Source organism: Streptomyces sp. RG80 (assembly GCF_040446465.1).
Taxonomy (GTDB): domain Bacteria; phylum Actinomycetota; class Actinomycetes; order Streptomycetales; family Streptomycetaceae; genus Streptomyces.
In genome coordinates this window covers 90,875-106,431 of record NZ_JBEAAJ010000003.1, presented here as the reverse complement: position 1 = coordinate 106,431, position 15,557 = coordinate 90,875, and the positions used below count along the sequence as shown (strand labels likewise).

The 15,557-nt window shown below is 70.7% G+C and carries 11 protein-coding genes; 1 reads left to right on the top strand and 10 read right to left on the bottom strand.

The features are described from left to right. Nucleotides 1-19 precede the first annotated feature (19 nt). The 4 genes from ABKA17_RS10685 to ABKA17_RS10670 all read right to left on the bottom strand — a co-directional run bounded on the left by ABKA17_RS10685 (nucleotide 20) and on the right by ABKA17_RS10670 (nucleotide 5,030). On the bottom strand, nucleotides 20-703 hold the full coding sequence (locus ABKA17_RS10685) for a response regulator transcription factor (protein ID WP_353691708.1): 684 nt from the start codon (nucleotides 701-703) through the stop codon (nucleotides 20-22). Next, complete coding sequence (locus tag ABKA17_RS10680; RefSeq protein WP_353691707.1) at nucleotides 700-1,851, bottom strand: histidine kinase; 1,152 nt, start codon at nucleotides 1,849-1,851, stop codon at nucleotides 700-702. The genes ABKA17_RS10685 and ABKA17_RS10680 overlap by 4 nt, the downstream gene beginning before the upstream one ends. After that, nucleotides 1,848-2,372: a DUF1453 domain-containing protein gene (locus ABKA17_RS10675; protein WP_353691706.1), complete on the bottom strand. Its 525-nt coding sequence runs from the start codon at nucleotides 2,370-2,372 to the stop codon at nucleotides 1,848-1,850. The genes ABKA17_RS10680 and ABKA17_RS10675 overlap by 4 nt, the downstream gene beginning before the upstream one ends. A 537-nt stretch (nucleotides 2,373-2,909) precedes the next feature. After that, a complete protein-coding gene (locus ABKA17_RS10670) occupies nucleotides 2,910-5,030 on the bottom strand; it encodes a DNA gyrase/topoisomerase IV subunit B (RefSeq protein ID WP_353691705.1) in 2,121 nt (706 codons plus the stop codon). A 440-nt stretch (nucleotides 5,031-5,470) separates the two neighbouring features. Between ABKA17_RS10670 and ABKA17_RS10665 the strand changes: the two genes are divergently transcribed. Beyond that, nucleotides 5,471-5,701 (top strand): DUF7455 domain-containing protein, encoded by a 231-nt coding sequence (locus tag ABKA17_RS10665; RefSeq protein WP_353691704.1) that lies wholly within the window; start codon nucleotides 5,471-5,473, stop codon nucleotides 5,699-5,701. 111 nt (nucleotides 5,702-5,812) lie between these two features. Here the strand turns inward: ABKA17_RS10665 and ABKA17_RS10660 are convergent, their stop codons facing one another. From ABKA17_RS10660 to ABKA17_RS10635, 6 genes are all read right to left on the bottom strand, one after another. Then, the gene (locus ABKA17_RS10660) at nucleotides 5,813-6,670 is read right to left on the bottom strand and encodes a S1 family peptidase (RefSeq protein WP_353691703.1); all 858 of its coding nucleotides are present in this window, start codon (nucleotides 6,668-6,670) and stop codon (nucleotides 5,813-5,815) included. A 131-nt stretch (nucleotides 6,671-6,801) separates the two neighbouring features. Next, the gene (locus ABKA17_RS10655) at nucleotides 6,802-8,337 is read right to left on the bottom strand and encodes an RNA polymerase sigma factor (RefSeq protein ID WP_353691702.1); all 1,536 of its coding nucleotides are present in this window, start codon (nucleotides 8,335-8,337) and stop codon (nucleotides 6,802-6,804) included. A gap of 418 nt (nucleotides 8,338-8,755) precedes the next feature. Continuing rightward, on the bottom strand, nucleotides 8,756-9,643 hold the full coding sequence (locus tag ABKA17_RS10650; RefSeq protein WP_353691701.1) for a FadR/GntR family transcriptional regulator: 888 nt from the start codon (nucleotides 9,641-9,643) through the stop codon (nucleotides 8,756-8,758). A gap of 162 nt (nucleotides 9,644-9,805) precedes the next feature. Further along, the gene (locus tag ABKA17_RS10645) at nucleotides 9,806-12,100 is read right to left on the bottom strand and encodes an ATP-binding cassette domain-containing protein (protein WP_353691700.1); all 2,295 of its coding nucleotides are present in this window, start codon (nucleotides 12,098-12,100) and stop codon (nucleotides 9,806-9,808) included. A gap of 175 nt (nucleotides 12,101-12,275) precedes the next feature. After that, the gene (locus ABKA17_RS10640; RefSeq protein ID WP_046257053.1) at nucleotides 12,276-13,034 is read right to left on the bottom strand and encodes an NUDIX hydrolase; all 759 of its coding nucleotides are present in this window, start codon (nucleotides 13,032-13,034) and stop codon (nucleotides 12,276-12,278) included. 128 nt (nucleotides 13,035-13,162) lie between these two features. After that, nucleotides 13,163-15,130 carry a glycogen debranching N-terminal domain-containing protein gene (locus ABKA17_RS10635; RefSeq protein WP_353691699.1) on the bottom strand — a complete coding sequence of 656 codons (1,968 nt, stop codon included), beginning with the start codon at nucleotides 15,128-15,130 and terminating at the stop codon, nucleotides 13,163-13,165. Nucleotides 15,131-15,557 lie beyond the last annotated feature (427 nt).

Sequence of the window (15,557 nt, the reverse complement as noted above, 5' to 3'; positions counted from 1 at the left end):
CTTCACCCCATCAGGTGACTCAACCCGCCGGAGGCCGCGCAAGGCCCTTCGTATACGCGTAACGCACCGCCTGCGCACGGTCCTTGAGCCCCGTCTTGGCGAACAGGTTGTTGATGTGCGTCTTCACGGTCGCGGTGGAGACGTGCAGTCTTCGGGCGATCTCCTGGTTGCTCAGCCCTTCCGCGATCAGCACCAGCACCTCCGTCTCCCGCCCCGTGAGCCCGTCCGGCGCCTCCACCGGCTCGGCCGGCCGTGGCTCGGGGTCCGACAGCCGCTCCAGGAGGCGCCGCTGGATGCTCGGCGACAGCCCCGCGTCCCCGGACAGGACACTGTGCACCGCACGCACGATCTCGTCCCCTCCGGCGTCCTTGGTGAGATACCCGCGCGCCCCCGCTCTCAGCGCGGGGAACAGCGACTCGTCGTCCGCGTACGTGGTGAGCACCACCACCTGCGTACCGGGATGCTCGGTCCGGATCCGCCGGGTCGCCTCCACACCGTCGCAGCGCGGCATGCGCAGGTCCATCAGCACCACGTCCGGGGCGAGTTCGGCGACGAGCCGCACCGCCTCGTCCCCGTCTCCGGCAGCGCCGACGACCTCGACGCCGGGCAACAGCCCCAGCAGCATCACGATGCCCTCCCGGACGACGGTCTGGTCGTCCGCGACCACCACCCGCGCGGGCTTGCCCAGTGCCTCCTCCGTCATACGGGCACCTTCAACGTCACCACGAACCCCTCCTCGTCCGGCCCGGCCTCCAGCGAACCGCCGAGCAGTTCGGCACGCTCCCGCATGCCCAGCAGACCGTACCCGCCCCCCGCCGCGGTGAGTTCACCCGGCGATCCTCCCGAGTCCCGAACGCCCAGCGTCACTTGGTGCTCGCCGTAGTCCAACCGCAGCCGCACCTTGGCGCCGGGGGCGTGCTTACGGACGTTGGTCAGCGCCTCCTGGGCCACCCTGCGTACGGCCTGCGACGCCTCGGCCGGCAGGGCCCTGTGCTCACCCGTAATGGTGACCTCGGCATCCACGGTCGTCTCCACGAGTTGGGCCAGGAAGTCCTCCAGCGGTGTCAGATCACCGCGCAGCGCCGAGAGGGCCTGCCGGGTCTCGGCGAGCCCGTCACTGGCCATTCCCCGCGCCGCCACGACCCGTTCGAGGATCTGCTCCCGGTCGGCGCCTCGCTCGATGAGCAGCCGGGCCGCCTCCAGATGAACGAGTTGCGCGGAGAGGCTGTGCGCCAGCACGTCGTGGATCTCCCGTGCGATGCGGGCCCGTTCCGCGAGTGCCGACGTCTCCGCCTCCGCCGCCCGCGCCGCCCGCTCCTGCGCCAGCAGCCGCTGGGCGTTGCCACGGGCCTCGGCGTCCAGGCGCAGGGTGTAGCCGGCGAGCGCCATCCCGGCCGTCGTCACCGCCGTCGTCAGCCACACGTCGTCGTTCACCGCGGCGAAGGCCGCGAGGGAGACCGAGGTCACGGGCAGAGCCGCCGCGAGAGGCATCCGCTCCAGGGCACTGACGGCACAGCCGCACCAGATGACGAGAGCCACTGTCTCGAAGCCGGTGGCCTGTGCCATGACCGCGATCCCCACGAGCGCGGCGATGAGCGCGATCGACGGCAGAAGCCTGTGCGCGAGCGTGGCACGCCAGAACGCCCAGGCGACGAAGGCGGTGAGCAGGACCCCCGCCAGAGCACCGGCCACGGCCCAGCCACGGACGTGAGTGCTGTTGTAGGCGCCCCACAGCAGCATGCCGATGACCAGCAGCCGCACGACCCAGCCGAGGAGCCGTCGGGACCGCGCGGCCCCGTCACGGCCCAGCGCCTCACGGGAGGGCCAGTCCGTCCAGGCTTTCTCCGTCACACAGGTTCCTTCCATGCGGGCCGGTGCCCGGCGACACCGTACGCCGCGCCCCGCGCGGGAGGCGTCTGCAGCGCCCGGGCACGCAAGGCGAGGATGCCCGCGCGGACGAGCAATGTGGCCGCCAGGGCGAGGAGCAGGGCGGAGGAGTTCTGGTGGACGCCCAGTGCGGCACCGAGGGCGTAGAGGCCGATACGGAGGGCTATGCCGATGAACCAGACTCCCCCGCTCGCCTTGGTGCTCCGGCTCCACACCGTTCCGTCCGGCTCTGCCCATATGCGGGTGGTCCAGGCCCAGGCGGCTCCGGTGGCAAGGCCGATGAGGAGTTCGGCGGTGAGCAGGGCTATCGATGCCGTGGGGTGGTGGGCGTCGACGGTGCCGGGCTCCCGGAGCGCCACGACGCCCAGGACGATCGGCAGCAGCCACCAGCGGCGTCCCGCGTCGATCCGTTGCGCGCGGAACTGGCGCGCGATCACCAGGGCGATCACGGCCACGACCACGAACGCGTTGACCAGCCCGGACATCTGAGCCTCCGTGAGCGAAGAAGGGCGGTGCCGGCAGCGAGCGTTGCCGACGCCTCCGAAGCTACGGAAATTCGCAGGTCAGGAGATCGGAGCAGGGGTGGATCGTGGGTGGATCCGCAGACACGGCGGCGTCCACCCACGGGTGGAGAAACCCGGCCGGCGAGCGGCCAGGAGGGACAGTCACCGGCGCGGGATGGGCTGCGGGACTGGACTGGGGGCGTTGTGGGGCGCGGAGCGTGGCTGCGGGCCGTTGTGGAGTACGGGACGTGAGAGGGCTGGGCCCATCGCAGACCGACGGCGTCGACTCGCACCGCGGCACGGCACGGCAACATACGGCATCCAGCGCGGCCAGGCGCCGCGCGACGCCGGGGAACGGGGCTGGACCCGACTGGGCGCCCGGTGCGGGGCGGGAACCCTCCCCGTCCCGAACCGACGACTACGCCCAGCCCCACCAAGCCGCCGACGAGGCCGTCAGACCCCGCCGGGGCGGACTCACCCCGACAGAACCGGACAGCCCCCGTCCAAGCCTGCGCAGCGCTACGCGTCGATGCGCGACCGGTCCAGCGTCGCTGCCGAGCTGGAGATGAACTCCTTGCGCGGCGCCACGTCGTTACCCATCAGCAGATCGAAGACCTGCTCGGCGGCCTCCAGGTCGGACAGGCTGATCCGGCGCAGAGTGCGGTGGCGGGGATCCATGGTCGTCTCGGCCAGCTGGTCGGCGTCCATCTCACCCAGACCCTTGTAGCGCTGGATCGAGTCCTTGTACCGGACACCCTTGGTCTGGAACTCCATGAGCTTGTCGCGCAGCTCGCGGTCCGAGTACGTGTAGACGTACTTGTCCTGGCCCTTCTTGGGCTGGACGAGTTCGATCCGGTGCAGCGGCGGCACCGCCGCGAACACCCGGCCCGCTTCGATCATCGGCCGCATGTAGCGCTGGAACAGCGTCAGCAGCAGGGTCCGGATGTGGGAGCCGTCCACATCGGCGTCGGTCATCATGATGATCTTGCCGTAGCGGGCCGCGTCGATGTCGAACGTCCGGCCCGACCCCGCTCCTATGACCTGGATGATCGCGCCGCACTCGGCGTTCTTCAGCATGTCGGTCACGGACGACTTCTGGACGTTGAGGATCTTGCCGCGGATCGGCAGCAGCGCCTGGAACTCGGAGTTCCGGGCCAGCTTCGCCGTACCGAGCGCGGAGTCTCCCTCGACGATGAACAGTTCGCTGCGGTCGACGTCGTCGCTGCGGCAGTCGGCGAGCTTGGCGGGCAGCGACGAGGACTCCAGGGCCGTCTTCCGGCGCTGTGCGTCCTTGTGCTGGCGGGCCGCGATACGCGTGCGTGCGGCGGCGACCGCCTTCTCCATGACCACCCGGGCCTGCGCCGCCGCGTCCCGCTTCGTGGACGTCAGGAACGCCTTGAGCTCCTTGGAGATCACGGTGTTCACGATGCGGCGGGCCGCCGAGGTGCCGAGGACCTCCTTGGTCTGACCCTCGAACTGCGGCTCGGCCAGTCGTACGGTCACCACCGCCGTGAGGCCCTCGAGGGCGTCGTCCTTGACGATGTCGTCCTCGGCGACGCGGAGCAGCTTCTTGGCCCGCAGCACCTCGTTCATGGTGCCGGCCACGGCCGTCTCGAAGCCCGCGACGTGAGTGCCGCCCTTGGGGGTGGCGATGATGTTCACGAACGACTTCAGGGTTGTGTCGTAGCCCGTGCCCCACCGCATGGCGACGTCGACGTCGAGTTCCCGGGTGACCTGGGTGGGCGTCATCTGCCCGTGTTCGTCCAGGACCGGCACCGTCTCCTTGAAGGTGCCCTGGCCGGAGAAGCGGAGGACGTCACAGACCGGCTTGTCGCTGGCCAGGTACTCGCAGAACTCGCTGATGCCGCCGTCGAAGCGGAAGGACTCCTCGCCCTTGCTGCCGCCCTCGCCGAGGCCGAACTCGTCGCGGACGACGATGGTCAGGCCGGGGACCAGGAAGGCGGTCTGGCGGGCGCGCTGGTGGAGGTTCTCCAGGGAGAGCTTGGCGTCCTTGAGGAAGATCTGCCGGTCGGCCCAGTACCGCACGCGCGTGCCGGTACGGGTCTTGGGGATCCGCTTGGTCTTGCGCAGACCGCCCGTCTCGAACTTGGCGTCGGGGCCACCCGTGGCGAAGGCGCCGGGGACGCCGCGCCGGAAGCTGATCGCGTGGGTGTTCCCGGCACGGTCCACCTCGACGTCCAGCCGGGCGGAGAGCGCGTTCACCACCGAGGCGCCCACACCGTGCAGACCACCGGAGGCCGCGTACGAGCCACCGCCGAACTTGCCGCCGGCGTGCAGCTTGGTCATGACGACCTCGACGCCGGACAGGCCGGTCTTGGGCTCGACGTCGACCGGGATGCCCCGGCCGTTGTCCCGGACCTCCACCGACCCGTCGTCGTGAAGGATGACCTCGATGTGGTCGCAGTAGCCCCCCAGGGCCTCGTCCACTGAGTTGTCGATGATCTCCCAGAGGCAGTGCATCAGGCCTCGACTGTCAGTCGAGCCGATGTACATGCCCGGGCGCTTGCGCACGGCCTCGAGCCCCTCAAGGACGAGCAGGTGCCGCGCGGTGTAGTTGGAACCGTCCCGGTCTGCTCCTGCCAGCAGCGCTGTGGACGGCACGGACGTCTCGGCGGTCACGCGGTTCGCTCCTCGCTGAATTTCAGGTGTCGCCCCGATGGGTAAGGGCGCGGCTTGGGTCGCCGCCAAGAGGGTACCGAGGCCTGGTAGAGCCGTTGTAACGCCACCCTCGTCTGAACTCACGATAGTCCAGAGTCGCATAGGTGTTCGATCCCTCGTTGGAGTGAAGTACATATCACGTTCCCTTCGAGGCATGAACCATTTAGGCTCCGGGCACGTCCTCATGAACAACCGGCAAGCCAGCCGGGAGGACGGACATTGACAGCAAGAGCGAACCCGTAAGACACATAGACACGCAATACGGCACATTCGCCGCCAACCGGCAGCAGACAGCCGGCCTCGAAAGATTTTTTCGAGGGAAGGCCCTGAGCGGGAACGTTTTGGGGCTGGTTGGATGTTGACCCTGGTACGACAGCTCGTCGAGCTAGAGAAGAGGCGACGTGACTACTGTTCTGACCCCCGCGAGCCCGTTGACGGCCGCCGATCGCTGCGACCGCTGCGGCGCCCAGGCATACCTGCGCGTCGTCCTGCTCAGTGGCGGTGAACTGCTCTTCTGCGCCCACCATGGCCGCAAGTTCGAGCCGGAACTCAAGAAGATCGCCGCTGAGATACAGGACGAGACGGAGCGGCTGACGTCCGTTCCGGCAACCTCCAACGAAGAAGAGCGCTGACACTTCGCGTCCACGACGAGCCAGCGCCGGCACAGGCCGGCACACGGGCGGCCGCCCCTGGAGACAGGGGCGGCCGCCCGCGCCGTAACCGGTGATTGCCCTCAGGCCCCGTCAGGGGCGCTCGTGCGGCCCTCTCGCCGCGCCGTCCCACCCGAGCGTCCGTAGGACGTCGGACACGCGCGTGTAGACGCCAGGGCTACCCGGGCGGCCGCAGCCGCTTCCCCAGGACACGAGTCCGACGAGCTTCCCCTGGGCGACCAGCGGCCCGCCGCTGTCGCCCTGGCAGGAGTCGACCCCGCCGCTCTCCTCCCCGGCGCACAGCATGCTGTCGGCGAGAAAGGTGCCGTCGGCGCTGCCCGGGTAAGCCTGCTCGCAGAGGGTGTCGGACAGCACATGCACGCGTGCCGCCCGCAGGCTGCGCGCGTAGTCGCCGCCTCCCGTGGCGTCCCCCCAGCCGTAGACGGTGGCCGCCGTCCCCGCCTCGTACGCCGCGTCACCGGCGCGCGCCATGGTGATGCCGGACTCGGGCGGCAGGGGCTCGGCGAGCGTGACGACCGCGAAGTCCCCTGCGTTGGTACGCGCGTCGTAGCCGGGATTCACCCAGGTGTCCTGTACGGGGATCTCCTGCCCCTCGTCAGAGAGCAGGTCTGTACGGCCCGCGATGACCTTGAGATCGCGCACCCGGTTCGGCGGGGCCCCCAGGACGTCCTCGCCCAGGCAGTGGGCAGCGGTGAGCACGGTGGTCCGGCCGACGGCCACTCCGCCGCAGAACTGCCCCGCGCGGGTACCCCCGAACCGGTCACGGCTGGACAGCGCCACGGTCCATGGGCCCTCGGAGATGTCGACGGGGAAACCGCCGACGACGACGCTGTCGGCGGACACGGGGGCGGCGGCGACCAGCGGTATGGCACCCGCGGCGGCCGCCAGCACCAGCGGCCGGGTCAGCGTCCGGACAAAGGGACGACGCATACGGAATCCTCACTCTGGGATGGCCAGGGGACACCCAGAGTGATCCACGGCGGCGTGGCCCGCACCCGCTCAGCACGAAGGCCCGGCTCCCTCTGCGAGGAACCGGGCCTTCGACGTCGTACGACCTCGGCCTAGTCGAGGTAGTCGCGCAGCACCTGCGAACGCGACGGGTGGCGCAGCTTCGACATGGTCTTGGACTCGATCTGGCGGATGCGCTCGCGCGTGACGCCGTACACCTTGCCGATCTCGTCGAGGGTCTTCGGCTGACCGTCGGTGAGACCGAAGCGCATCGAGACGACGCCCGCCTCGCGCTCGGACAGGGTGTCGAGGACCGAATGCAGCTGCTCCTGGAGCAGCGTGAAGCTGACCGCGTCGGCCGGGACGACCGCCTCGGAGTCCTCGATGAGGTCACCGAACTCGCTGTCGCCGTCCTCACCCAGGGGGGTGTGCAGGGAGATCGGCTCACGGCCGTACTTCTGGACCTCGATGACCTTCTCCGGGGTCATGTCGAGTTCCTTGGCCAGCTCCTCCGGGGTGGGCTCACGGCCCAGGTCCTGGAGCATCTGGCGCTGCACGCGCGCGAGCTTGTTGATGACCTCGACCATGTGCACCGGGATACGGATGGTGCGGGCCTGGTCGGCCATCGCGCGGGTGATCGCCTGACGGATCCACCAGGTGGCGTACGTCGAGAACTTGTAGCCCTTGGTGTAGTCGAACTTCTCGACCGCGCGGATCAGACCGAGGTTGCCCTCCTGGATGAGGTCCAGGAAGAGCATGCCGCGGCCGGTGTAGCGCTTGGCCAGGGAGACCACCAGACGGAGGTTGGCCTCCAGGAGGTGGTTCTTGGCGCGGCGCCCGTCCTCGGCGATGATCTCCAGCTCACGCTTGAGCTTGGGAGCGAGCTTGTCGGCGTTGGACAGCTTGTCCTCGGCGAACAGACCGGCCTCGATGCGCTTGGCGAGCTCGACCTCCTGCTCGGCGTTGAGCAGCGGGACCTTGCCGATCTGCTTGAGGTAGTCCTTGACGGGGTCGGCGGTGGCACCGGCCACGGCGACCTGCTGGGCAGGCGCGTCGTCCTCGTCGTCGTCGGAGAGGACGAAGCCCTTGGTCTCGCCGCCCTCCTCTTCCTCTTCGCCGGGCTTGATGTCCTCGAGGACCTCGTCCTCGACGGCCTCCGCGTCGTCCTTGCCGGCGGTCGTCTTCTTGGCCGCCGTCTTCTTGGCGACCGTCTTCTTCGCGACTGCCTTCTTGGCGGTCGTCGTCTTCTTGGCGGCGGCCTTCTTCGCGGGCGCCTCGTCCTCGACGGAGGACTCGGCGGCGGGGGCCGCCGGGGTGGCGGTGGCGGTGGCCTTCTTGGTGGTCACCGTCTTCGCAGCGACCGTCTTGGTAGCGGTGCGCTTGGCCGGACTCTTCGCTGCGACGCTCTTTCGGGTGCGCTTGGGCTCCGCGGCACTGACCATCAGCGTCACACCCTCTTCCTCGAGGATCTGGTTGAGGCTGCGCAGTACGTTCTTCCACTGAGTGGCCGGAATCTGGTCAGCTTCGAAGGCCCGACGCACGTCATCGCCGGCGATCTGCCCCTCAGCCTTTCCCCGCTCAATGAGAGCCATGACAGAGACGGACTCGGCGATCTCCGGCGGGAGCGTACGGGATGTGCTGGCCGACACGAACAACCTCTCGGAACGTTGGAAAACGGCTTCCGGCCCCGTCCAGGATGGACAGGAACCGACCACCGGCCGTGAAGATGGGCCGACGGTGCGGGCGGGGGCCGGGAAGATGCACAGCGCCTTTCATGGCGTCCGTATTCCCTCCGCGGCTGTCACCTCTTAGGTCATCGCGTTGCTTCCGCGAGCGTTACGCCCAATCTGCGTGGCCCGAGTCACACCCCGTAAGCGTTCAAAAACGGTCAGACACGGGCAGAGGAGGCCATCAGTGGGCGCTTCGAGGGAGGAGCCGCCCTCTCGCGCCGTCGGACCCCGCAGGATTCCGAAGGATCCTGCGGGGTCCGACGGGGGGACGGTTCGCCGGCCGAACGATGCCCAGGAGGGGGAGGCATCCCCCGGCCGTACCGTCCGCGGTGCGTGGTCAGTGCTCGCGCGGCGCCGGCACCACGCGCTCCACCTCCGGGTGGACGGTGAGCAGCTGGCGAACCGCCGCCTCGGCCGCCGAGCCGTCGCCGGCGGCGAGCGCGTCGACGATCCTGCCGTGCTGCACCAGCGACGCCTCGTTCGGCCGGTCACACCCCGTGACCGGACCGCCGGACACCTGGAGGGCCGCCGACACGATGCCCGAGAGGTGCTCCAGCATGCGGTTGCCCGCGACCTGGATGAGCAGGGAGTGGAACTCGGCGTCCGCGCGGGAGAAGGTGAGCGCGTCACCCTGGCCCATGGCGTGCCCCATGATCTCGACCATGTCGGCGAGCCGCTGCTGGACGTCTGCGCGTCCGTGCCCGGCGGCGAGACGCGCGGCGAGCGGTTCGATCGTCCAGCGCAGCTCGCTCAGCTCGCGGCGCTGGTCGTCGCGCTGCGGCCCGAAGGCGCGCCATTCGATGATGTCCGGGTCCAGCAGGTTCCAGTCACTGACGGGGCGCACGCGCGTGCCGACGTTCGGCCGGGCACTGACCAGGCCCTTGGCCTCCAGGACACGGAGGGACTCACGGACGACGGTGCGGGAGACCTCGAAACGCTGGCCGATCTCCTCGGGCACCAGCGGGCGGTCGGCACCCAGGTCGCCCGAGACGATCATCTGTCCCAGCTGTTGGACGAGTTGGCCGTGCAGCCCGCGTCCACGGCTGCCCGCGGCACGTCGGCCCATGCGGCCCAGCTCGGGATCCGCAGCATCCCACGGCGAGGCTCCGACACGCTCGGCGACGGGCGCCTCTGCGTAGGGGTAGCGGTCGAGTTCGCCCGGGCCGGCGAGGCCGGAGTCTGCGGAGCGGGCGGCGGTCATCATGGTGTGCGCAAGGGTACTCACGGATCCTTTGTCGGCGCCGTCCTCAACTGCCTTGAGGTCTTTGGTGAAAAGCACACGAAAGGGTGATCGCTCACCCCGTCGCAATTGACGCCTTATCGGAAAGAAATGGGCTTTCCGCGGGGAGTTGTGCACAGAGCCTGACCGGACGGGCGCGCACGGTCGTCATCGGACCCTGCTGCGCAGGGTCGTGAGCAGATATGCGCAGAGCAGAGCCATCAACGACAACGTCAGCGCACCACCGACGGGTTGAGCGACCATCCGCGCTGCGGCGGACAGATAGCGCTCTCCGCCGAAGGGCCACTGCACCAGAAGTGACTCTCGCAGCCTTAGCGGAAATCCGGCCGCCGTCCGCACAGCCGGTCCCTCCAAGGCCTTTTGTACGAGGGGTACGACGACGACGGGCACCGCGACGACCGCCGCCAGCCCGGCGGTGGTGGACCGAAAGATCCCGGCGGCCAGCACTCCGGCCCAGGCGCACCCGACCACCAGTCCGACCCAACTCGCGCTCAACGGCAACCAGTCGGCGGGAACTCGCGCGAGCTCCCGTCCGTAGAGGAGGTAGAGCACTTCGGCGTCGCAACCCACCGTGAGAAAAGCCAGCAGCAGCGCGGTGGTCGCGGAGACGACGAGTTTGGCCGCGAGCAGCCCCAGTCGGCGGGGCACGGTGCCGCGGTCCGCCGCCAGGGCGGGGTGGCGGAACTCATCACCGAAGGCGAACGCCCCGAGCAGCCCCGCGCCGAGCGCGGCGGGCGGCAGCGGCAGCTCCCGAGGCCACCCGGCGAGCAGACGGTGCTGCGGAGTGTGTCCGACACGGGCGAGGAGTACGGCGGTCAGGGCCGAGACGACGAGGACGGCGGCCCCGGTCAGGAACCCGGTCCCGATGCCGGCGGCACGGCGCAGCTCGTACCGCAGCGGGCGCAGCGGGCTGGGAGCGGGGCGGACAGAGATCGGGGGTGGCAGTTCAGAGAGGGCGTCGAGGGTGGCGACCCCGGTAGCGGGCCGGGGCGGGGCGGGGCGCTGAGTCGCGACGCCGTTTACCGGGCGAGGTGCGACAGTCGCGGATGGTTGGCGAGCCGCCGCACCGGTGCTTGGGGGGACGGGTTGGCGCGTGGCTGTGCCATCGGTGGGGAGGCACTCAGGCGCCACTGATTGGCGGACGTCGTCAGCCGCCGTTGCGCCGTCGGCTGGCCGTGTGCCGTCGGCTGTCTGTGTGCCGCCGATTTGATGGACTCCTGAGCGAACCCCCTGAGCCGAGTTCGCCTCTTGGACTCCGCCCGGATCGAGGTGATCCTCGCGAGCTACGGACGACTGAATCCGGCCTGGTCCACCCGAGGCTTCGCGAACGGACGAGGTGGCGTGACCGGATGGGACGGTGGGCCCAGAAGGGGCGGTGTCGGCGTGACCAGGAAGGGCGGCGTCCGGCCGCGGCTCGCCAGCCGAGACCGTCGACGGCTCGTCCGATTCTCCGAACGCCACGGCCGAGGCCGGTCTGTGCACTTCGGTGTCGCGCTCCCGGATCTCCTCGAGCCGTCGCCCTTCGCAAGTGGCCCGCGCCACGCCCGAGGCGACCTCTCCCGCCCCGGGCCCCATGTCTCCGATCTCGTCGGCGAGTTGGTGTACGAGGATGCCGTGGCGGAACGCGATCTCGCCGACGTCGGCGCAGGCACTGCCGTAGACGGAGAGGCGGTTGCCGCCCTCTCGGACGACCTCGACGGAGCGCTGGGCTGTGCGGGCCTCCTTGGTGAGCAGGGTCGCGAGACGGGCGGCGTGCGGGGTCCGGACGGCGACCCGGGGTCGCAGGCGGGTGCGGGCGAAGTCGGCGGCTTCCTGATCGGCGACCAGTCGACCCTCCTCCAGGGTGACGACCCGGTCGGATGTGCGGGCGGCCTCTTTGGGGTCGGCCGTGGTGATCAGGACTGTGCCGCCCTGGGCCGCGTGGGCGCGCAGCATGCCGTACAGCCAGCGGTTCTCGCGGGCGGAGAGGCCGTCGCCCGGACCGTCGAGGATGAGCGTGTGCGGGTCCGACAACAGGGCACAGGCCAGGCCGAGGCGGCGGTCCATGCCGCGCGCGAGGGTGCCCAGGCGTTCCTCACGCAGGCTGACGAGGCCGACGACCTCAAGCACCTCGTCGGCGCGGCGCACGGGAACGCCTGCGGCGGCGCACAGCATGCGCAGATGATTGCGGACCGTACGGGAGGGGTGGCCCGGCACGTCGCCGAGGAGCACGCCGACCTCGCGCGACGGATGGGCGATCCGGTGCAGGGGGCGGCCTCTGAAGTAGGTGACCCCACGCCCCTGTTGGAGTTCGAGCATCAGCCTGAGTGCCGTCGTCTTGCCCGCCCCCGGGGCGCCGAGCAGCGCGGTGACGCGACCTGCGCGGGCCTCGAACGAGACGTCGTCGACGGCGGGAGGAAGCTCCTTGCGAGGGTTGCTGGTCAGTCCGAAGGCCTGGATCACCCGTAGCAAGATAGCGCGCTATGTCCGGTTTTTCCGTCACCATGGGACCCGTCTGACGGGCGGCAGTCGGTCGGCTCGGGCCCGTGTTCGGCGCTGGCCGCCGGGCCCGGCCCGTTCGCAGCCCGAGGGGCCTGGCGTCACATCTCGAGGTGCCGGGAAGGAGGTTGAGTGGTCGTCACACTTCGGGACGGAGCATCGGCGGGTTGAGGAGCGTGGCACCGCCCGCCCGGAAGAGCTGGGCCGGGCGACCGCCCTGCCGCGTGGTCGTACCGCCGGTGGGGACGAGAAAGCCGGGTGTCCCCGTCACCTTGCGATGGAAGTTGCGCGGATCCAGTGCTACCCCCCACACCGCTTCGTAGACCCGACGCAGCTCGCCGACGGTGAACTCCGTGGGGCAGAACGCCGTCGCCAGTGACGAGTACTCGATCTTGGAGCGGGCGCGCTCCACCCCGTCGGCGAGGATCTGGGCGTGGTCGAAGGCCAGCGGCGCGACCGGTTCGCCGTCACGGCCGTAACCGCCCTGCTGGAGCAACTCCTCGACCGGCGCCCAGCGGGCGTTGCTGGCGTCGCCGCCCGCGCGGGGTGCGGGCAGGTCGGGGGCGAGCGCGAGATGGGCGACGCTGACGACCCGCATCCGGGGGTCTCGCTTGGGGTCGCCGTACGTCGCCAGCTGCTCCAGATGGGCACCGTTGTCCTGGACGGGGACGGCCGGTTCGTGGGCGCGCAGTCCCGTCTCCTCGGCCAGTTCGCGAGCCGCGGCCTGCGAGAGATCCTCGTCGGCCCGCACGAAACCGCCGGGGAGCGCCCAGCGCCCCTGGAACGGCGGTTCGCCCCTGCGCACCGCCAGCGCGCACAGGGCATGGCGGCGCACGGTCAGCACGACCAGGTCCACGGTGACGGCGAAGGGCGGGAAGGCTGACGGGTCGTAGGGCATGCGGCGATCATAGTCGTCTGCCTGACGATAAACACTCCCTTCGTCGACCGCGAGGATGGCTGATCCACTGCGGCTCGATGCAGGTTCCACCGTCTTCCCCGGCGTCGTGGGCGGCACGTCGTACGAGGTCACACTCCCAGTTGCAGTCCGTCGGCGGCCTCCTCCACCATGGCGAGGCCGAGCCGGCCGACCCTTACGGAGAACGGGGCACCCACGACCCTCAGCCCGGTCAGGACGATCTCGCCCAGCGGTGCGCTGCGAACCGAGCGCAGGGTGACGGTCCCTGCGGGGGCGTCGGGCCGGATACCGGCGAGGGTGGTCAGCAGCAGCACGCCCGCTGCCGCCGCCGTGGCCGCCGGACGGCACGCTGCCGGATGCGGGACGGGAACGCTCCCGTCGGTGCGCTGCTCTCCCGCGTACATCTCGGGCAGCCGGTGGCCGAAGGCCTCGGCCGCCGCCAGCGCGCCTCGCAGCAGTGAGGTCGCCTCCTTCTCGTAGCCTGCGGCGGCCAGGCCGGCGACGGCGATCGCCGTCTCATGCGTCCGTACGGCTCCCCCGCGGTGACCGAACGGGTTGTAACCCGCCTCTTTCGCACCCAGACCGCGCAGTCCCCAGCCCGAATCCATGGCGGGGCCGCCGAGCAGCCGGGCGAGCTGTTCGGTCTGCACCTTGTCGAGCAACCCGGACGCCCACTCGCCCCCGCCGAGCAGTCCCGTGTCGAGGAGGTGGACGGCCGCCGCGCCCAGGTGCGGGACGGGCCGGCCGTCCGGGGCACGGGCCGCCGCGGGCCGACCACCGCCCAGATCGTCGAGCCAGAACTCCTCACGGAACGCGATCCGCAGCTCCTGGGCCCATTGCCGCAGTCCGGCACCGCCCGGTCTGCCGCAGGCATCGAGCAGATCCGCGCCGAGCAGCGCGGCGCGATGGGCATGGGCCTGGGTCTCGCAGCGGACCGGACCGTCAGGCTGCGGGTCGCGCAGGTACGGGGCGTCGCCCACGGTGGCACGCAGCCAGGTCAGACAGCGCTCGGCGGCGGGCAGCAGTTCCTCCGTCTCGGCATCGGGAAGGCCCCAGCGGCGGGCCTCCGCGAGGAGCACCGGGAAGAGCAGCGTGGCTTCCGTACCGGTGCAGCCGGGCGGTAGATGTGTGCCCGCGTCGCGCCTGGGACCGGGGATCATTCCGGACTGCCGTTCCGGGCCGGGAAGTTGGGTGCGGGCAAGAGTGCGCAGGGTGCCGGCGGCGAGCCGGGTCCCGAGGGGCAGGGTCATCCGGGCCGCGGCGAGCGCCTCGGCCGGGGCCAGCCCGCAGCGCCACGGTGCTCCGGCGGCCAGATGCGTGTCGGCCGGGTGCGCGGGGTCGCGCAGGAGCAACGCCTGGAGATCCTCGATGCTCGTCCGGAACAGTGCCTGGACTCTGGGGTCGTCGCCCGCCGCCCGTGCGGGAGCCAGAGGACTCGTGGCCGTTCGTCCCACGGCCCGGACGGGCCCCGCGCTGTCGGTACGGACCCTCAGTTCCACGCTGGTACTGCCTCCCGGGGGCAGGACGAACTCCCAGCGCAGTAGCCCTGCCGAGGCCAGCGCGTCGGCGGGCGGCGGGTCGGCGGTGACCGACGAGCTGCCGGACGGAGAGGACCAGCGCAGACCGGAGTCGTGGACGCTCGCGGGCAGTTCGGGTCCGGGAGTGCCGCTCGCGATCGCCCCCAGATCGGCCAGGTCCGTCCCCAGGGCCACTTCGACCGGCAGGCGCAGCGGGCGCGGGGCCGCGCTGTACAGGGTGATCCGCTCCGTGCCGTCCGCCTGGCGCAGGCGCTCGACGACGACGTCCGGATCCGGGCCGAAGGGCGCGAAGGTCCGAACCGTTCCCACGAAACGGGCGCTGTCGGCTCTGGTCATACGCGCCTGGACCGCGAGGGGTTCGCGTCCGGCCACCCTGACCTGGCAGCGGGACAGCAGTCGTCGGCCGGCCCGGTAGAACCCCTCGAGTCCGTGACCGGTCAACTGCCCGTGCTCCGTGGAGATCGCGAGGCTCGGCAGGGAGACACAGATCAGAGCGGTGTGGGTGGGTGGCAGTTCGGCAGAACGACGCGGTGGGGGCATGACGCCGCCTTGGCCCGGAGGAGCCGGTGATCGGCCTGGTGGGGCCGGTGAGCGACTCGGCGGAGCCGGTGAACGGCCCGGTGGGACGGCGAGCCGGGATGGTGGCGCGCCAGCGCCCACGGGAGGCGAAGCTGGGAGCCCTTCCGCTGCTGAGGGAGCCGAGCGGTGTGGTCGGCCTGCCATCCGTGAAGGTGGCGGACCACCGGACGGCGCGGCCGAGTCCGCGTTCCCCATGGCGGAGTGCCCCAGCCCCTCCGCCTTTCGGCCAGGACGAACCTCCGGGTCCGCTTCCGGTGAGGAGGATGCGACGGACGTCGCCGGGTCAGGACGGCCATCTGGACGCGGCTCCCGCGAGACGGGCACGCCCAGCGACGTCGCCGGGCCGGGACGGACACCCGGACGCAGCTCCCCTGAGAAGGGCGCACCC